General features: G+C 67.8%; 19 protein-coding genes. 7 read left to right on the plus strand and 12 right to left on the minus strand.

All coding sequences use genetic code 11. The annotated features are described in order from the left end of the window. Positions 1–38: 38 nt before the first annotated feature. Both C566_RS0111480 and C566_RS0111485 read right to left on the minus strand, forming a co-directional pair. Complete coding sequence (locus C566_RS0111480; RefSeq protein WP_018774488.1) at positions 39–1,022, minus strand: bifunctional riboflavin kinase/FAD synthetase; 984 nt, start codon at positions 1,020–1,022, stop codon at positions 39–41. 191 nt (positions 1,023–1,213) lie between these two features. Further along, positions 1,214–1,597 (minus strand): hypothetical protein, encoded by a 384-nt coding sequence (locus tag C566_RS0111485; protein ID WP_018774489.1) that lies wholly within the window; start codon positions 1,595–1,597, stop codon positions 1,214–1,216. Between the two features lie 113 nt (positions 1,598–1,710). On the opposite strand from C566_RS0111485, the gene C566_RS0111490 reads away from it, so the two are divergent. Then, the gene (locus C566_RS0111490) at positions 1,711–2,193 is read left to right on the plus strand and encodes a hypothetical protein (RefSeq protein WP_155846865.1); all 483 of its coding nucleotides are present in this window, start codon (positions 1,711–1,713) and stop codon (positions 2,191–2,193) included. 194 nt (positions 2,194–2,387) lie between these two features. Further along, entirely contained in the window at positions 2,388–2,942 is a 555-nt protein-coding gene (locus C566_RS0111495; protein WP_018774491.1) for an NUDIX domain-containing protein, read from the plus strand. Between the two features lie 89 nt (positions 2,943–3,031). On the opposite strand, the gene C566_RS0111500 is transcribed toward C566_RS0111495, so the two are convergent. The 3 genes from C566_RS0111500 to truB are packed head-to-tail and all read right to left on the minus strand — an operon-like array spanning position 3,032 to position 4,888. Next, positions 3,032–3,550, minus strand: a complete 519-nt coding sequence (locus C566_RS0111500; protein ID WP_018774492.1) for a hypothetical protein — start codon at positions 3,548–3,550, stop codon at positions 3,032–3,034. Between the two features lies 1 nt (position 3,551). Then, complete coding sequence (locus C566_RS0111505) at positions 3,552–3,905, minus strand: hypothetical protein (RefSeq protein WP_018774493.1); 354 nt, start codon at positions 3,903–3,905, stop codon at positions 3,552–3,554. Next, entirely contained in the window at positions 3,905–4,888 is a 984-nt protein-coding gene (gene truB, locus C566_RS0111510) for a tRNA pseudouridine(55) synthase TruB (RefSeq protein WP_196802369.1), read from the minus strand. The genes C566_RS0111505 and truB overlap by 1 nt, the downstream gene beginning before the upstream one ends. An 84-nt stretch (positions 4,889–4,972) precedes the next feature. Here truB and C566_RS21390 point away from each other — a divergent pair, with 84 nt between their 5' ends. Beyond that, on the plus strand, positions 4,973–6,187 hold the full coding sequence (locus C566_RS21390) for a pyridoxal phosphate-dependent aminotransferase (protein WP_018774495.1): 1,215 nt from the start codon (positions 4,973–4,975) through the stop codon (positions 6,185–6,187). A 92-nt stretch (positions 6,188–6,279) separates the two neighbouring features. Then, entirely contained in the window at positions 6,280–6,489 is a 210-nt protein-coding gene (locus C566_RS0111520) for a hypothetical protein (protein ID WP_026266615.1), read from the plus strand. 90 nt (positions 6,490–6,579) lie between these two features. On the opposite strand, the gene C566_RS0111525 is transcribed toward C566_RS0111520, so the two are convergent. From C566_RS0111525 to rimP, 7 genes are all read right to left on the minus strand, one after another. Further along, entirely contained in the window at positions 6,580–6,927 is a 348-nt protein-coding gene (locus tag C566_RS0111525; RefSeq protein ID WP_018774497.1) for a CU044_2847 family protein, read from the minus strand. A gap of 66 nt (positions 6,928–6,993) precedes the next feature. Continuing rightward, entirely contained in the window at positions 6,994–7,431 is a 438-nt protein-coding gene (gene trxA, locus C566_RS0111530) for a thioredoxin (RefSeq protein WP_018774498.1), read from the minus strand. 212 nt (positions 7,432–7,643) lie between these two features. Next, positions 7,644–8,153, minus strand: a complete 510-nt coding sequence (gene rbfA / locus C566_RS0111535) for a 30S ribosome-binding factor RbfA (RefSeq protein ID WP_018774499.1) — start codon at positions 8,151–8,153, stop codon at positions 7,644–7,646. A 244-nt stretch (positions 8,154–8,397) separates the two neighbouring features. Continuing rightward, the gene (gene infB, locus C566_RS0111540) at positions 8,398–11,301 is read right to left on the minus strand and encodes a translation initiation factor IF-2 (RefSeq protein ID WP_026266616.1); all 2,904 of its coding nucleotides are present in this window, start codon (positions 11,299–11,301) and stop codon (positions 8,398–8,400) included. A 152-nt stretch (positions 11,302–11,453) separates the two neighbouring features. Further along, positions 11,454–12,128, minus strand: a complete 675-nt coding sequence (locus C566_RS0111545) for a YlxR family protein (RefSeq protein WP_331271119.1) — start codon at positions 12,126–12,128, stop codon at positions 11,454–11,456. Next, positions 12,052–13,032, minus strand: a complete 981-nt coding sequence (gene nusA / locus C566_RS0111550; RefSeq protein ID WP_018774503.1) for a transcription termination factor NusA — start codon at positions 13,030–13,032, stop codon at positions 12,052–12,054. The genes C566_RS0111545 and nusA overlap by 77 nt, the downstream gene beginning before the upstream one ends. After that, on the minus strand, positions 13,032–13,649 hold the full coding sequence (rimP, locus tag C566_RS0111555) for a ribosome maturation factor RimP (RefSeq protein WP_018774504.1): 618 nt from the start codon (positions 13,647–13,649) through the stop codon (positions 13,032–13,034). The genes nusA and rimP overlap by 1 nt, the downstream gene beginning before the upstream one ends. A 105-nt stretch (positions 13,650–13,754) precedes the next feature. Here rimP and C566_RS21395 point away from each other — a divergent pair, with 105 nt between their 5' ends. The 3 genes from C566_RS21395 to C566_RS0111570 all read left to right on the plus strand — a co-directional run bounded on the left by C566_RS21395 (position 13,755) and on the right by C566_RS0111570 (position 16,901). Beyond that, positions 13,755–14,936 (plus strand): ferritin-like domain-containing protein, encoded by a 1,182-nt coding sequence (locus tag C566_RS21395; RefSeq protein ID WP_196802370.1) that lies wholly within the window; start codon positions 13,755–13,757, stop codon positions 14,934–14,936. A gap of 79 nt (positions 14,937–15,015) precedes the next feature. Then, positions 15,016–15,744, plus strand: coding sequence for a VIT1/CCC1 transporter family protein (locus tag C566_RS0111565; RefSeq protein ID WP_018774506.1), 729 nt, complete (start codon positions 15,016–15,018; stop codon positions 15,742–15,744). A 68-nt stretch (positions 15,745–15,812) separates the two neighbouring features. Next, the gene (locus tag C566_RS0111570) at positions 15,813–16,901 is read left to right on the plus strand and encodes an aminoglycoside phosphotransferase family protein (RefSeq protein WP_018774507.1); all 1,089 of its coding nucleotides are present in this window, start codon (positions 15,813–15,815) and stop codon (positions 16,899–16,901) included. Positions 16,902–16,985 lie beyond the last annotated feature (84 nt).

A 16,985-nucleotide genomic window follows, 5' to 3' on the forward strand; every position in this document is an offset into this window, starting at 1 on the left:
TTGTCAGCGCGGGGGCCGACGCCGATCCGGCCCGGTTTTCAGCGGGCGAACAGGAGGTCGTGGGCCTGGACGACGTCCAGGCGCATCTGCTCCACCAAAGCTTCAGCCCCACGGTACGCCACCATGCCGCGGAGCCTGGCGACAAATTCCACCACAACTGTCTGGTCGTACAGATCGAAGTCGTCGGGAGACTCTTCCGGGCGGTCGATCACGTGGGCCTCGACCTGGCGGCTCACGCCGTCGAACGTCGGGTTCGAGCCCACGGAGATGGCGGCGGGCCAGCGCGTGCCGGCCTGGTCCACGAGCCAGCCGGCGTAGATGCCGTCCGCGGGGATGTACCCGGTAGCCGTCGAGGAGAGGTTCGCGGTGGGGAAGCCGAGGTCGCGGCCGCGTGCGGCACCGTGCACCACCTCGCCGCGCATCCGGTGCGGCCTGCCGAGGACGGCAGCGGCGGTGGCAACGTCGCCCGCGCGCAGGGCCTCGCGCACCCAGGTGGACGAACAGCGGCGGTCCGTGCCGTCGTCGTCGTGGATGGGAAAGCCCTCTGAGCCGAACTCGCTGATGACCAGCACCTCGAACCCGAGCTTCTTGCCCAGCTGCTGCATGGTGGAGAGGTCGCCGGAATTGCCGCGGCCAAACCGGGCGTCGTGGCCGACCACCACATGGCTGGCCTTGAGGCTGTCGACGAGCACTGTCGCGACGAATTCCTCGGGCGTGAGGCTGGCGAGCTCCAGCGAGTACTTCATGACCAGCACGGCGTCGAGGCCGAGCTCTCCGAGGGCCACGAGCTTGTCCTCCAGCCCCATGATCAGTTCGGGAGCCGATTCGGGGCGGTGTACCTGCGCGGGGTGCGGGTCGAAGGTGATGGCGACGGCGCGTGCGTGGTTCAACCGGGCGGTACGGATGAGCTGCGACAGCACCTGCTGGTGGCCGCGGTGCACGCCGTCGAAATTGCCGAACGTGACCACCGACGGACCAAAGTCCGCCGGGACCTCGGACAGATCGTTCCAGATGTGGACCATCAACCTCGCCTTTTGCTGCCTGCCATGAACTCCTCCGGAGCGACCGTGCCGGCTCCGGAACTCTCTAAGATTACCCGCAATCCGGGCAACTCCCGGACGGTCCGCCGGGCTCCCGGGGCAGCCTCGCAAAGGCCCCGCCGGCGGGACCAGGGTTAATCGGAGGCAGGTCGAAGGTGTGAGGCGGCCGCGCACTATCGCCCGAGCAGAAGCCGCCGCTCGCTATCGCGCACCGCCTGTTTCCGCCAATTTCGCCAATGCAGCAGCACGGCGACGAGGATGAGGGGGACGTGGAGCCCGGGCAGGATATTCGCCAACCACCGCGGCAGGTAGATGTCCGTGACGGAGCCCGAGCCGTCGCCAAGAGTTTGTGCGACGACGGTCAACGGGCATTGGAAGCCGGTGCCTGCAAAGATCAGCGATTCGCCGGCGACCACGACGGCGGCAGCCCTCGTCTTCCGGTCATTGCGGCCCGTGATGCCGGCGTACAGGACGTAGGCCATACAGGCCTCGATCACGAGCCAGGCAAGGGTGTGGATCGTCTTCACTGCCCGCAGCATCAGACTGCGCTGGTCCATGCCTCCACCCTAGGCCCGCCCGGGCGCGCATGCTTGGGGCTTTCGGCCCGGTGCAGGGATGGGCGCCGCCTCTACTCTGGACCGTTCCCGCTCCGAGCCGCTAGGTTCTGAAGATGCGGAGGCCGGTGCAGCTCGGGTTGGTGGGATGGATCCTTTGCCTGCTGATGGCAGGTTGCGGTCTGCTGCCGGGCTCGACGACCGAAACCTGCGTCGACTGGATCCGTTTCGAGACCGCCCAGGAACAGTTCCGGCAGGCGACCCTGGTAGTCATCGGGACACCGCAGGGCACCGAGTCGGAAACCAGAATTTACGGCTACACGGCCCATATCCATGTCGTGGAGGTCGCGGACGTCCTGAAGGGCGATCCGGGGCCAGGGCCGCTCCGTATCGCTTCGATGCCGGTGACATGCACCGGAGGGGTGTCCTATCCGGAAGGCGATCCACTCGACGGGCGCCGGCGGATGCTGATCTATGCCACCGAGCAGGACGGCTACTGGTTTACCGTGACGCCGGCGCAGGGTGCCGTTCCGTTCGACGTCGGCACGCCCCTCCCGTTCGAAACGTCCCCGACCGAAACCTCCCCCGCGCAGAAGTAGCCGTGCCGAAAGGTTTGGCGCAATGCGGGACCGGACGAGGCGCCGGTTCAGTCCAGGCGGAAGTCAGGAATAGCGGAAGCGATTCTGCTCTCGCGCGCGCATCACAGTGGAGGACCACCTCAGTGCACGTCGTGCACGTAACACTGCGTACGCCGCCCGCCCTCCCAAGGACCGGTGCGTGGCAAGCTGTAGGGATGGACAGCACAGCCGCGCCCCAGGCCGGGGAATCACCGTTCGCACCACCGCTGCCGGGCGATCCGCGCCGCCCGTTGGGCCCACGCGATCCGGGCGATGCCTGGGTTGAGGGCGACCGGGGGCGGTTCTGGGGTCGGTTCGGATCCGCCGGGCTCCTGGTCCACGACCCCGCCAAGGGGGTCCTGCTCCAGCACCGCGCGCTATGGAGCGATCAAGGCGGCACGTGGGGGCTCCCCGGCGGCGCCTTGCACCAAGGGGAAGAGGCCATCCACGGCGCCCTGCGGGAAGCACAGGAGGAAGCGGCCGTGCCGCCGGAGAACGTCCGCGTCCTGTTTACGTCAGTGTTCGACGTCGGCTACTGGACGTACACGACCGTCGTCGCCGAAGCCCTGCAGCCCTTCGATGCCGCAATCAGTGATCCGGAAAGCCTCGAACTGCAGTGGGTGGGGATTGACGCCGTCGGCAGCAAGCAACTGCACCCGGGTTTCGGCGCGGCTTGGCCCGGGCTGCGAAGCAGGCTCACCGAGGCCTTGCGCCTGACCAGTCCGGAGTAAGGGGCAACCCCCGCTGATCGTTAGGTGAAGTCCCGGCGCGGGACGGGACGATCCGCCTTCGTCCCGTCGCGGACCACCCCGCCCTAGGGCTAGCGGGGCGCGGGCCGGCGGCGGTACAGCCAGATGAGTCCCAGGATCGGCAGCAGGAGCGGGATGAATCCGTAGCCGCGGCCAAACAGGGACCACACCGTCTCGTGGGGGAAGTTCACCGAGTCGAACACACTGAGTGCTCCCACGACCAGGACGCCCACAAGCTCCACCAGGACTGCCGCCACGGAGACCTTGAATGCGGTGCGCCCCGGCTTCGCCAAGGACACGGTGGCCACGACGTACACGGCGGCGGCGAACGCGGACAGCAGGTACGCCAGCGGTGCCTCGGAAAACTTCGTGAGAATCTGGTAGCCGGCCCGGGCCGTCGCCGAAATCGCGAAGATGGCATAGACAGCAATCAGCAGCCGTCCCGGCCCGGTGTTGCGGGTATCGGTCGCCGCCGGCGCAGTTTCGGCGGATCCAGCATCCGCTGGCCCGGTGGCCCGGGAATCCGGCCCCGCCGGGTTCCGGATGCCGTCGTGCGGGGAGTTTGCGCTCACGTTTTCTGCCTCTTCCATCTCAATACCAGATCTGGTTCATGCGGGCCGCCATCACCAGGGCGGTGACGCCGACGGCGGCCAGGACAAAGTTGCTCCAGCGGGTCCGCTCCAGGATGGACCAGTACACGGCCCCGATCGGGAGGATCATCGCCGTCGCCAGATAGCCCCAGAACTCCCAAGACTCCCCCGCGATCCGCTCGCCGCTGGCCACCCGGACAATCGAACCCACCAGATAGACCAGGAGGGCAAGTTCGACGGCGGCCACCGACAGTATCGTCGTGTCGTTGGGCGCCTTCTTCAGGATGCCTGCGACGACGCAGATGACGCTGGAGAGGAGGCCAACGACCAGAATGATGTAGAAATACGCGTCCACTACTGGCCGGCCAGCTTTTCTGTGGGCTGCTTTTCTGCGGCTGGCTTGTCGCTGCCCGGCTTGTCGTTGCCGTGCTTTTCATTGTCCGGTGCGAAGACCAGCACAGGTTTGGCGTAGCTTCCCGCATCGGCCAGGAGGGCCACGAGCGAACCGTCCGGCGCGAACGCCGCTGCCGGTTTGTCCGCCGTCGCCGCCTCCGGCGTGCCGGCCGAGGCTCCAGCGGCGATTCTGCGGCCGAAGGAAATCTCGGTGGTCTCCGCCTCGCTCAGTTCACGGTTCGGCATCAGTGCCCGGGCCGCGTCCGAGATCTCCAGGACGTCCAGCCTCTCGGCCAATTGTTCGAGGGTGTGCGCCTGGTCAAGGGTGTACGGACCCACTTGGGTCCTGCGCAGTGCCGTGAGGTGGCCGCCGACGCCGAGAGCATCACCGAGGTCGCGGGCCAGGGCACGGATGTAGGTTCCGGAGGAGCACTCCACGGTGACGTCCACGTCGAGGGCCTCCCCGTCGTGGACGGGACGGGTCTCGTGGATCTCAAAGCGGTGGATCGTCACGGGCCGGGCTGCGAGCTTGACCTCTTCACCGGACCGGACCCGGGCATAGGCGCGTTCCCCGTTGACCTTGATGGCGCTGACGCTGCTGGGAACCTGGTCGATTTCCCCGGTCAGTGCCGCGACGCCGGCGCGGACGGCGTCCTCGGTGACCCCGGCGGCGCTGCGGGTGGCAGTGACCTCGCCTTCGGCGTCGTCCGTCACGGTGGATTCACCGAGCCTGATGGTGGCCGTATAGGTCTTGGACGTGCCCACGATGTAGGTCAGCAGACGGGTGGCCTTGTTGATGCCCACCACCAGAACGCCGGTGGCCATCGGATCAAGTGTCCCGGCGTGGCCGACCTTTCGGGTACCGGCGATCCGCCGCATCCGTCCAACCACATCGTGGCTGGTCCAACCTTGCGGCTTGTCTACTATCACCAGTCCAGAAAGCACGCCTCCCAGTATATGCGGGCCAGCCCTGCCCCGACGCCCACCGTCCCGCCGGCACCGCGGACGCCGGGCGTTAGGATGGCACACATGCCCGAGCTTGCCGCACATGTCCGCGACGTCCCGATCAACCAGATCCGTGAGATCACCGAAGCCGCCTGGGGAACCCCCGGTGCGATCGTGCTGAGTATCGGGGAGCCGGGCTTCGCAGTCCCCCGCCACGTCCTCGAGGCCGGCATGGCGTGCCTCGACCGGGACGAGACCAACTACACACCTAACGCCGGGATCCCCGCCCTGCGGGAGGCCTTCGCCGCCCGCTTCCGTGAACACAATGCGACGCCGGTCGGCGCCGAGCGCGTCTACGTGGTCGACGGCGCCCAGCAGGGCCTGCACTTCGCCATGAGCCTGCTGCTCTCCCCCGGGGACGAGATCCTCATCCCCAATCCCGGCTACCCCACCTTCGCGATGACGAGCAGCCTGCTGCACGCCGTCCCGGTCCGCTACCCGCTGTACCCGGAGCACGATTTCCAGCCGCGGATCGAGGACATCGAGGCACTCATCACGCCCCGGACCAAGGTGCTGATCCTGAATTCTCCGTCCAATCCGCTCGGCGCTGTCCTGGGCGAGGACCTGACGCGCCGGCTCGTCGAGCTGGCAAAACGGCACGATCTGTGGGTCATCTCCGACGAATGCTACGAGGCGTTCACCTACGATGTCCCGCACGTCAGCCCGGCCCGCTTCGACAGCGATGTCCCGGGCGAAGCACGCGTTTTCACCTCGCTCACGCTCTCCAAAACCTACGGGCTCACGGGACTGCGGATCGGTGCCCTGATCTGCCCGCCGGGGCTGGAACAGAAGATGAACAACGTCATGGAGTCGATCGTGTCCTGCGTGGCCTCGCCGTCGCAGTACGCCGCGCTGGCAGCGCTGACCGGCCCGCAGGACTACGTCAGCCACGCCCATGCCCATTACCGGGCCAACCGCGACGCGGCCTCGGCGGTGCTGCGCGCCCACGGCATCCCCTACCTCGCGGCCCAAGGCGCGTTCTATTTGTGGGCGGACGTCTCGCATGCCAGCGGCGGGGATGTCCGGTCATGGACGCGCCGCTTCCTGGCGGACTCCGGAGTGGCCTTCGCCCCCGGCACGGCGTTCGGCTCCATCGGCGAGGGCTGGATCCGGATCGCGCTCTGCGGCAGCCAGGCCGATCTGGTGGAAGGCCTCGGGCGCATCCCCGCACGTAAGCCGGCAGCGGGCAGCGACAGGTCCACCGGCCCTATCGCCGGACCCGCTGGCGCCCTAGCCTGAGCTCACGGCGCTTCCGGGCTGGCCCGCCAACCTGGCGTCGGGCCGCCCTGGCCCGTCAGGGCGCCGTGGATTTCCAGCCGAGGGAGTACATCGTGTGGTGGCAAGACCTGCTGTGGGGTTTCTGGAATGGGCTGACGGCATGGATCGTCCTGATCGCCCATGTATTCGGGTTCTGGAGTGAATTCCCGTTCTATAACTCCGCCCGTGCGGGGAACTGGTACGACTTCGGCTACCTGCTGGGCATGGGATCCCCCGTGCTGGGCGGCGGCCTGGGAGCCCGAGGGCGCTCAAAACGCCGCTAGGCCGGCTGACGTGCAGCGCCCCCAATCGCCGCGTGATAGACCGTTCGAGACGGCATCTAGCGGCGGCGACGGACAGAGGTCCAGGCGAATTCAGAGCATGATTTCTTCCTCTGGCGCCTCGGCCGGCATGGAAGCCTTGGTGAAGGACATCCGGATGATGAAGTGGCCTTCGGCGGAGTTCCTGGCGATGATGGCGCCGGCCTCTCCCGCCAGCTTCACGCCGAACTGAAGCTCCAGGTGCTCTGGACCTAGTTCCTTCATCACCTCCGCGGCGGCGTTGGCCGCCGGCCGGACCGCCGAGAGCGCGTCCTCGAGGCGTCGCCCGGCGTCGAGGATTCCCTGCTCGTTGCGGGAGGGCCGCTCCACCCCGAAGCTGTTGTCCTCGACCTCCACCAGCACCGTCCCCGACCCGACTTCATAGCGCAGGATCTCGGTCATTACGTCCTCCATTTCAGCGTACTGTTCAGTCGGGTTGATGCCGCCGGGATGACCGGCACCGGGTGCTCACCTCGGGCTTGCGGACAGCGCAGCATCCAGCCAGCTGCGAAGGGCCGCGGCCGGCGGCGCCCCGGCCTGGCGCGCCACCACCGCGCCGTTCTTGATGAGCAGCAACGTTGGAATGGCTTGAATATCGAACCGTCGGGACAGCCCCGGGGACGTGTCGACGTCAACCTTCACGAGCTTGAACGTCCCCGCCCTTTCCTGCGCCAGCTTGTCCAGCACCGGGCTGACCATTCGGCACGGGCCGCACCACGCCGCCCAAAAGTCGACGAGCACCGGAACGGACGACTGCTCCGCAACCACCGGGAAATCGGCATCTCCCGCCGCCACGATCCACGGCAGGTCCCGGCGGCAGCTGCCGCAACGCGGATGCCCGGCCGCGGCCGCAGGAATCCGGTTGGTCTTCCCGCAGTGCGGGCACTTGATCAGGCTGGAATCCACGGCGCTCCGGCGCCTCCCCGCATACCTGCAGTCATGGTTCCATGGGACTCTCCGCCCAAGAAAGGGCATAGGGTCGAAGGTCCCCCGGCCCGCCGCCGCCCCTCGTCACGGCAGCCACCGCGTCCTCCGCCGGAACAGGCAACCGGAACGCCAACGAAAACAGCAGGGGCCGGATCCGTTACCGGTTCCGGCCCCTGCTGTGGACAGAATTCTTACTTGTTGCGGTCCTCATCGATGGCGTCGTTGTCGATGAGGTCCAGGTCCTCTTCGTCAAAGTCGTCCTCGTCGAGCTCCACGTCCTGCGGCGTGTCGCTCTTGTAAGGATCGGCGTCGCCGGCGTGCTTTGCACTTTCGGCAAGCGCGGCCACCTCGGCGTCGCGCTTCTTCGCCGCGCGGAGCAGTTCCTCAAGGTTCGAGGCATTGACGGGGATCTGGTCGGCCACGAACTCGAGCGTCGGAGTCAGGCGAACAGTGATGTTCCGGCCGACTTCCTGCCGCAGCACGCCCTTGGCCTTCTCCAGCCCCTTGGCGGCATCGGCCTGGGCCACTTCGTCACCGAACACGGTGTAGTAGACAGTCGCGTGCTGCAGGTCGTTGGTCACCCGCGAGTCGGTCACGGTGACGCCTTCCAGACGGGGATCCTTCACCCTCCGGCCCAGCGCCTCAGCAACGACAACCTTAATCCGCTGCGCCAACTTGGCAGCCCGTGCGGGATCAGCCATTTCCACTCCTAAAAATTTGGATGTACGACGGCGCCGGAACGGTGGCCGCACAACTGTTGGGTTTTGATGCCACGCCCCTAAGGCGAGTCTACGACGGACTCCCGTTGGGTTTTTTCCGGCGGCCTGGGAGTGGCATCGGGCCTATCGGAGCCGGACGGTTTGCGATCGAAGATCGAAACCGTCCGGCGAAGGGGCGGGGCCGCCGGGAAAAACCCAACGGCCCCGCACCTATGAACGCTCCGACTTAGACGCGCGGCTTCTCGCGCATCTCGAAGGTCTCGATGATGTCGCCTTCGGTGATGTCGTTGAACGAGCCAAGACCGATACCACACTCGAAGTCCGTGCGGACCTCGGTGGCGTCGTCCTTGAAGCGCTTGAGCGTCTCAACGGTGAGGTTGTCACCGATGATCTTGCCGTCGCGGCTGATGCGGGCCTTGGCGTTGCGCCGGATGACACCGGAGCGGACGATCGAGCCTGCAATGTTGCCGAACTTGGAGGAACGGAACACTTCGCGGACCTCGGCGGTGCCAAGCTGGACCTCTTCGTACTCCGGCTTGAGCATGCCCTTGAGGGCTGCCTCAATGTCATCGATTGCTGCGTAGATGACGGAGTAGAAGCGCATGTCCACGCCTTCGCGGTCTGCCAGTTCGGCAACACGCTCGGCGGGCTTGACGTTGAAGCCGATGATGACGGCGCTGTCGACCGTTGCCAGGTTGACGTCGTTCTGCGTGATCGCACCGACACCGCGGTGGATGACGCGGAGCTGGACACCCTCGCCGACGTCGATCTTGAGCAGCGCGTCCTCGAGGGCTTCCACGGCACCGGACACGTCACCCTTGAGGATGAGGTTGAGGGTGTCGATCTTGCCATCGGCGACGGCCTGGTCGAAGTCTTCCAGGCTGATGCGCTTACGGCGCTTGGCCAGGGCGGCGTTGCGGTCGGCGGCTTCACGCTTCTCGGCGATCTGGCGGGCGGTGCGCTCGTCAGCGGTCACGAAGAAGGTGTCACCGGCGCGCGGGACGTTGGACAGACCCAGGACCTGCACGGGGCGGGACGGGCCGGCCTCGGTCAGGGCGCTGCCGTCGTCGTCGAACATCGCACGGACGCGGCCGTGGGCCGTGCCTGCCACGATGGTGTCGCCGACGTGCAGGGTACCGGACTGAACCAGGACGGTGGCCACGGAACCGCGGCCCTTATCCAGGTTGGCTTCAATCGCGATGCCGCGGGCGTCCTTGTTCGGGTTGGCGCGCATGTCCAGGGCAGCGTCTGCGGTGAGCAGAACGGCGCCGAGGAGCTCGTCGATGTTCAGGTTCTGGCGGGCAGAGACCTCCACGAACATGGTGTCGCCACCGTATTCTTCCGGAACCAGGCCGTACTCGGTCAGCTGGCCACGGACCTTGTCCGGGTTGGCGCCTTCCTTGTCGATCTTGTTCACGGCCACGACGATCGGCACGTTGGCCGCCTGGGCGTGGTTGAGGGCTTCAACGGTCTGCGGCATGACGCCGTCGTCCGCTGCGACCACCAGGATGGCGATATCGGTGACCTTCGCACCACGGGCACGCATGGCGGTGAACGCCTCGTGGCCCGGAGTATCGATGAAGGTGATCTTCCGATCGATGCCTTCATGGGCGTGGGTGACCTGGTAGGCACCGATGTGCTGCGTGATGCCGCCGTGCTCGCCCGCCATAACGTCGGACTTGCGGATGGCATCGAGCAGCCGGGTCTTACCGTGGTCAACGTGACCCATGACGGTGACAACCGGAGGACGTGCCTCGAGGTCTTCATCGCCTTCGGCTTCCAGTTCGGCGTCGAAGTCGATGTCGAAGGTGGAGAGCAGCTCGCGCTCCTCGTCCTCCGGGGACACAACCTGAAGCTTGTAGCCAAGCTCCTCGCCGAGCAGGGCGAAGGTCTCTTCATCCAGCGACTGCGTGGCCGTGGCCATTTCGCCGAGGTGGAAGAGAACCGTCACCAGTGCTGCCGGGTTTGCCTCGATCTTGTCGGCGAAGTCCGTGATGGACGAGCCACGGCGAAGCCGGACTACGGTGTTGCCGTCGCCGCGGGGTACGCTCACGCCACCCAGCGACGGAGCACTCATCTGCTCCAGTTCCTGACGCTTGGCACGCTTCGACTTGCGCTGCTTGCCACGGCCTGCGCCGCCCTTACCGAAGGCGCCCTGGGTGCCGCCGCGACCGCGACCGCCCTTACCAAAGCCACCACCGGCCGGAGCGCCGCCACCGGCACCGGGAGCACCGGTACCCGGAGCGCCACCCGGACGGCCCGGACCACGGCCGCCGCCGCCGGGACGGCCGGCACCAGCGGGTGCGGGACGTTCGGTGCGGTTAGGCATCATGCCCGGAGTCGGACGGTTGCCGCCGGCTCCTGCCGGACGGCCAGCGCCGGGAGCGCCGGCCGGACGCGGGGCGCCGGGGCGGGGGCCGCCTGCGCCTGCTGCCGGACGGGGACCACCCGGACGGGGGCCGCCTGCGCCTGCTGCGGGGCGCGGACCACCGGGGCGTTCACCCTCGGTGCGGCTTCCGCCCGGACGGGGCATGCCCTGGGAAGGAGCGAACGGGTTGTTGCCCGGACGCGAGGGACGTTCGTTGTCGCCGCCGCGGCCGCGGGGCATGCCCTGGGACGTGGCGAACGGGTTGTTGCCGGGACGGGGACCGCCCGGACGCGGTGCAGAACCGCCCTGGCGTGCCGGAGCAGCCGGGGTTTCAGCCTTGGGAGCCGGACGCGCGCCGGGCTTGACGCCCGTCGAGGGTGCGGCGGGGGCCTGGGCAGCGGGGGCTGCCGGAGCCTGGGCGGCGGGGGCTGCCGGTGCGGCGGGCGCGGCGGCAGGTGCCGCAGCGGCCGGAGCCGGAGCTTCAGCCTTGGGTTCTGCAGCCTTGGGCGCAGCGGGGCCAGGCGCAGGCGCCGGACGGGTCGCTGCCGGGCTGGCAGATGCCTGGGGGGCGGACGCCGGAGCTTCGGACTTCGAAGCTGCGGGGGCGTCGGGGAAAGCGTTGCGCAGTTTCCGCACAACGGGAGCCTCGATTGTTGACGAGGCGGAGCGAACGAATTCGCCCAGTTCCTGCAGTTTGGTTACTGCATCTTTGGAAGTAATACCGAGCTCTTTAGCAAGCTCATGTACGCGGACCTTGGCCACATTTCTCCTGTCTCGGTCCGCACCGAGCCAGGCACGAACCGTCTACTTCTTACTGCGGGCCTCCGCCGCGAATGCAGCTGAAAGGCCCATTGCAGAGCGCAACAAAGTTGTCATCGTTGCGCACTCATCGCTGGGAACTCATCGGGTTTCCATCAGTTTTCTGACCCGCTTTCAGGTTGGACGGTTGTTGCTGTGGCCACCGGGGTGCCCACGGCTTCCGTGCCGGCAGTGATCCGGCGTTCAACGTCGGCTGTACCGGCTGCGCCGTTGAGGGCGCGGCCGAACGCTCGGCGTTTGACCGCCAGTGCCAGGCACTTTTCGCTGGGGTGCAGCCATGCTCCCCGGCCAGCCATCCGGCGTCGTTCATCGACCACGACGGCGGACGAACCACCGGCGCCGGCGACGAGCCGGAGTAACTCCGACCGCGACCCTTTTTGTCGGCATCCGATGCAGGTGCGCTGCGGCTGATTCCCGAGGTGTTGCACATGTGCCACGTTCGAGTATCTTCCTGCCAGTACAACTGCTTGGTGAATCACCGCGTCCCTGGAATCCGGGAAAAACCCAGACGCGCCAAAGACACACGGATACCGGCCGTTAGGCGCGGTCATGTCTATTCTAGCCCCTCCGGAGCCCGGGTCCCGAACCCAGGCGTGCCGGTCAGCTTGGAAATCACGGCTAACCCGTGAGAGCGCATACAAGCTGCGGGCCGCGACGGCGGCCCGCAGCTTGTCTGTGCGCGGGCGCTCCGCGCTATTTGCCGGTGTTGACGGCGGCGTCGGAGACGATGTCGATTCGCCACCCGGTGAGTTTGGCGGCGAGACGGGCATTCTGGCCCTCTTTGCCGATGGCGAGGGAGAGCTGGTAGTCGGGAACGACCACCCGTGCCGAACGCGTCGCCTCGTCGGTGATCGTGACCGAATTCACGCGCGACGGCGAGAGGGCGCTGGCGATGAAGGTTGCCGGATCGTCGTTGTAGTCAACGATGTCGATCTTTTCGTCGTTCAGTTCGGTCATGACCGCCCGGACGCGCGAACCCATTTCACCGATGCAGGCACCCTTGGCGTTCACGCCGGGGGTGTTTGCCTTCACGGCGATCTTGGTGCGGTGGCCGGCTTCGCGGGCAAGCGCCACGATTTCGACCGAACGGTCCGCGATTTCGGGAACTTCGAGTTCGAAGAGCTTCCGGACGAGCCCGGGGTGGGAGCGGGACAGCGTGATGGACGGGCCCTTGGTGCCGCGGTGGACGTCGATCACGAAGGCGCGCAGCCGGTTGCCGTGGATGTACTTCTCGCCGGGAACCTGCTCGGGCGGCGGCAGCAGTGCCTCCACCGTGCCCAGGTTCACCTGGATCATGTGCGGGTTGTTGCCCTGCTGGATGGTGCCGGCGACGAGCTCGCCTTCACGGCCCTTGAACTGGCCCAGGACGTTGTCGTCCTCAGCGTCCCGGAGGCGCTGCAGGATGATCTGCCGTGCGGTGCTCGCCGCGATGCGTCCGAAGCCCGCGGGGGTGTCCTCGAACTCGCCGATCGGGGCGCCGTCGTCGTCGATCTCGGTGGCCCAGATTGTCACGTGGCCGCTCTTGCGGTCGAGCTCGGCCCGGGCCTTTTCGAAGGCGCCGGGGGTCTTGTGGTAGGCCACCAGCAATGCCTGCTCGATTGTGGGAATCAGGAGATCCAGCGGGATTTCACGCTCACGCTCCAGAAGTCTCAGTGCGCTCATGTCAATATCCATCAGGCCTCCTCAGAAGGTCCATTGTTTGCTTTTTCCAGGCCGGCCTCTTCGAGGTGGCTGAACTCTATCTCGACTTTTCCGCTGCGGATCCTGTCGAAAGGAAGCTTGACGGGCTCACCCTGTTTGGGCTTCATGCCCTTCTTGACGGCAATTTCCGGGACGATGGTGACTCCCCCGTCGTCCACGGACTGCACCCTTCCGGTGACGTTGTCGCCCTGGATCACGTTCACGTTGACCATCCGCCCGCGGGCGCGGTGCCAGTGCCGCTCCTCGGTCAGTGGACGGCCGACGCCGGGTGATGAGACTTCGAGCTCATAAGGGCGCGCGTCCATGCTGGGATCGTTGTCCAGGGTGTCCGAGAGGGTCTTGGAGATCTCGGCGATGACGTCGAGCCCGACGCCCCCGGTCTCCTCCTGCGGCAGGTCCACCACTACGTGGACCACCCGGTTGGCGCCGGCGACATGGATGGATACGTCCTCCAGGTACAGCCGGTTCGCCAGCACTGCGGGTTCCAGGAGTGCGTGAAGGCGCTCGGCCTCGACATTTTGAACGGTTGCGGCTTCAGCCTTACCCGTCCCGGTCCGGTCTGTTGAAGTCGTGGCTTCTGCGTTGGTCATGATGCCGGCCGCCTCCCGCTAGATGATGTTGTGTGTACTAGCCTAGCGATTTTCCGGGCGGCGTGGTGCACGCAGTTCCGGGCCGGCATGACAACATGGTCTGTTGTGAAAGACGACACCAGGGAAAAGCAATGGCAGGATCACTTTCCCCGGTCGCTCCCCCGCTACGTGCTTATGGCGTGCCTCGCCCTGGTGGTGGCGAGCCTGGGGGTGGTCCTGACGCCGGCCAGGCCGCCGGAACCTGCGGAGCCGCCCTTTTCCGAACAGGCGCGCGCCGCCGCATTGGCCGAAACCCGGCAGCTGCTGGACGCCGGCAGCCAGCTTGGCACCGCGCCCCGGAACGGCTCCAAAGACAACTCGGCGGAGAGCGCGGATGACCGTTCCGCCGCTGCCGGGAATCCCGCCGTCGAGCGGACTGTGACCTTGCTGACACTTCAGGCGCAAGCGCTGCTGGCGCTGGGCGAAAGTCCTGCAGACGCGGCCAGCGCAGCTTCCGCCTCCGGCCGGGCAACGTCCCCTGCAACGTCCCCGGCAACCTCCCCCGCCGCACCCCGGCCGGCGACCGCCGCCGGGCTGGTGTTGGCTCTGGCGGACAGTGGCCGCCAGCGCCTCGCGGACGCTGCCAAGGCCGACGGCGGCATGGCACGGCTGCTGGCCGCCGTCGGCACCGCGCAGCTGCTGCAGGCGTCCGCCCTCGCCGCCGAAACCGGAACGGAGGCCCCGGCGGCCGACGTGACCCCGCCACAGCTGTCCGGCACCTGCCCGTCGCCGTCCGCGTCCCCGGCGGTGCCAGCCGCTGGGAAGTCCGCAGCAGAGCCGTCTGCGGCCGCGGCCAGCCTCAGCGGTGCCCTGGCGGCGACTGTCCGGACCGAAGCGCAGACCATCTACGGCTATCAGGTGGCGCTGACCCGGCTGGGCGGCGACGCGGCGAAATCCGCGGCCGAGGAACTCGCCCGCCACGACGCACTCCTCGACGGCGCGGAATCCCTTAGCCGGCTGCACTGTTCCGCGGTGCCGCCACGCGAAGCGGGCTACGCGCTGGGCCCGTCCTTCCTGGCCTCCCCCGCCGACGGCCTCGCCGACCTCGAAGCCGCCGCGCTGCCGGTCTATGGCGACCTCGTGGCGCTGAGCGAGGGCGGGACCCGGCAGTGGGCCATTGCAGCCCTGTTCGGGTCCGCGAAGCGGGCGGTGCGGTGGGGTGCGGATCCCGGCGCCCTGCCGGGCCTGGAAAGTGCGTCGATGCCAACGCAGCCGGCAGCCGAAACGCCGTCGCAGCCCGCAGGCTGAACGCCCGAGAAAGCCTCGGCTAATTTTGGTAAGCCTTGGAATACTGGCGAGGCCCCGGCCCGGGTGGTTTGCTGTAGGCATGGACACGACCGGCCCCGCAACCCTTCATGAGAACGAGCCCCACCACAACGACCTCGCGCACCGCCTCAACTGGCTCCGCGCGGGCGTCCTGGGGGCCAACGACGGCATCGTCTCCGTCGCCGCGATCGTCGTCGGCGTCGCGGGCGCCACCACCGACACCGGGGCAATCCTGCTTGCGGGCGCCGCGGGGGTGGTGGGCGGCGCGATTTCGATGTCGCTCGGTGAATATGTCTCCGTCAGCAGCCAGAAGGACAGCCAGCATGCCTTGATCGAGAAGGAACGCCGCGAACTGCAGGAACAGCCGGAGGAAGAGCTCGAGGAACTCGCGGCGATCTACCAGGGCAAGGGCCTCAGCCCCGCGACGGCACGGACGGTTGCCAAGGAACTGACGGCCCACGATGCCCTCGGCGCCCACCTCTCTGCCGAACTCAACATTGACGAGACCGACATCGTGAGTCCATGGCACGCGGCGTTCGCCTCCGCCCTCGCGTTCCTCATCGGCGCGATCCTGCCCATGCTGGCCATCCTGCTGCCGCCGGAAAACATCAGGATCCCCCTGACGTTCGTGGCCGTGCTCGTGGCGTTGGCGGCCACCGGGGCCGTGGGCGCGTGGATTGGCGGCGGCTCAAAGCTCAAGGCAGCCATCCGCGTGGTGATTGGCGGCGCCGCGGCGCTGGTGGCCACGTTCGCGATCGGCAGCGCGCTCGGCGCGAGCGGCATCGTCTAAAGGCTCCCGCTACCAACCAGGAGCCCGCCAACGCGGCGGCATCCGTTCGGGGACCTACGATAGGTCCCGTGAGCCCGATCCCAGACGTCCCCATCCCGCACGATCTCTCCCGCCGCTTCGCCCGTACCCCTGCGGGACGCGCCTGGCTGGCGTCACTTCCTGGCCTGATCGGACAGTTTCTCGATCAGTGGGACCTGGAGCCGGACCTGGAACCGGGCGCCCTTCCCTGGAGCGGTCACGGCGGCGTCGTCATCCCCGTGCGGCGCCGGCACGGGGACGGGTCCCCCGGCAAGGGCGACGCAGCGGTGCTGAAGCTGGCGTTTCCGCACGAGGAGGCGACCCGCGAACACCACGCCCTTGCCCTGTGGGGAGGCCAAGGCGCCGTCAGGCTGCTGGCCGCCGACGCCGGTTCCTGCGCCCTGCTCCTGGAGCGCCTGGACGCCTGCCGTTCCCTCCTGGATGTCCCGCTGGACACGGCGGTGACGGTGTGGAGCGGCGTGGTCCGCCAGCTCAGCGTGGTCCCGGACGGCCGGCCGGAGTGGCGGGAAATCGACCACGTGGCGGCACGGGCCGAGCGGTGGAGCGATGAATTCCCTGAGGCGTGGGAGCAACTGGGGCGGCCGTTCCCGCGATGGTTGCTCGAGGCGGCGCTGGAGGTCTGCCAGACCCGCGGCGCCGTGGGCCGGCGGTCCGGCAAGGACGTCCTGGTCCACGCGGACCTGCACTACTTGAACGTCCTGGCCCGTCCCGGCGTGCCGGACCCGGGAACCCGGGAGGAAACACCGGCGCCGCTGGAGTACGCTGCGATTGATCCCCAGCCCATGATCGGGGAGGCGGAGTTCGCGGTGGCCCCGGTGCTGTGGAACAGGCTCCGGGAACTGCCGCAGCAGGATCCCGGGCGGGCCCTGCTCGCGCGGTGCGGGGATTTCAGTGCCGCAGCCGGTCTCGACGCCGAGGCCGCCCGGCAGTGGAGCCTGGCGCGCGAGGTGGAGAACGCCCTCTGGTATGCCTCGCAGCGCCACCATGACGGTGATCTGGCCCGATCGCTGTGGGTGGCGAGCACGCTGGCGGGCCGGACGCTTCCCGGCCTGCCAGCCCCGCAGGAGCTGCCCGATCCGGGCCAGGACATGGCCCACTGGGCGGCGGACCAGCGCTAGCCGCAGCCGGCTCCGTCAGCACTTGGCGATCCGGGGACTTTTGGCTCTTCCCCGACCGGGGGTGCCGGGGAGAAGGCTGGACAC

Origin of the sequence: Arthrobacter sp. 131MFCol6.1 (assembly GCF_000374925.1) — a bacterium.
Taxonomy (GTDB): Bacteria; Actinomycetota; Actinomycetes; order Actinomycetales; family Micrococcaceae; genus Arthrobacter.

What these genes read in the sequence shown, in the direction of transcription:
- C566_RS0111480 (WP_018774488.1), bottom strand. Translation starts at nt 1,022, where the DNA reads ATGGTCCACATCTGGAACGATCTGTCCGAGGTCCCGGCGGACTTTGGT.
- C566_RS0111485 (WP_018774489.1), bottom strand. Translation starts at nt 1,597, where the DNA reads ATGGACCAGCGCAGTCTGATGCTGCGGGCAGTGAAGACGATCCACACC.
- C566_RS0111490 (WP_155846865.1), top strand. Translation starts at nt 1,711, where the DNA reads ATGCGGAGGCCGGTGCAGCTCGGGTTGGTGGGATGGATCCTTTGCCTG.
- C566_RS0111495 (WP_018774491.1), top strand. Translation starts at nt 2,388, where the DNA reads ATGGACAGCACAGCCGCGCCCCAGGCCGGGGAATCACCGTTCGCACCA.
- C566_RS0111500 (WP_018774492.1), bottom strand. Translation starts at nt 3,550, where the DNA reads ATGGAAGAGGCAGAAAACGTGAGCGCAAACTCCCCGCACGACGGCATC.
- C566_RS21390 (WP_018774495.1), top strand. Translation starts at nt 4,973, where the DNA reads ATGCCCGAGCTTGCCGCACATGTCCGCGACGTCCCGATCAACCAGATC.
- C566_RS0111525 (WP_018774497.1), bottom strand. Translation starts at nt 6,927, where the DNA reads ATGACCGAGATCCTGCGCTATGAAGTCGGGTCGGGGACGGTGCTGGTG.
- rbfA (WP_018774499.1), bottom strand. Translation starts at nt 8,153, where the DNA reads ATGGCTGATCCCGCACGGGCTGCCAAGTTGGCGCAGCGGATTAAGGTT.
- C566_RS0111545 (WP_331271119.1), bottom strand. Translation starts at nt 12,128, where the DNA reads ATGCCCGTCTCGCCGCCAAACTCACCGGGTGGCGAATCGACATCGTCT.
- nusA (WP_018774503.1), bottom strand. Translation starts at nt 13,032, where the DNA reads ATGGATATTGACATGAGCGCACTGAGACTTCTGGAGCGTGAGCGTGAA.
- rimP (WP_018774504.1), bottom strand. Translation starts at nt 13,649, where the DNA reads ATGACCAACGCAGAAGCCACGACTTCAACAGACCGGACCGGGACGGGT.
- C566_RS0111565 (WP_018774506.1), top strand. Translation starts at nt 15,016, where the DNA reads ATGGACACGACCGGCCCCGCAACCCTTCATGAGAACGAGCCCCACCAC.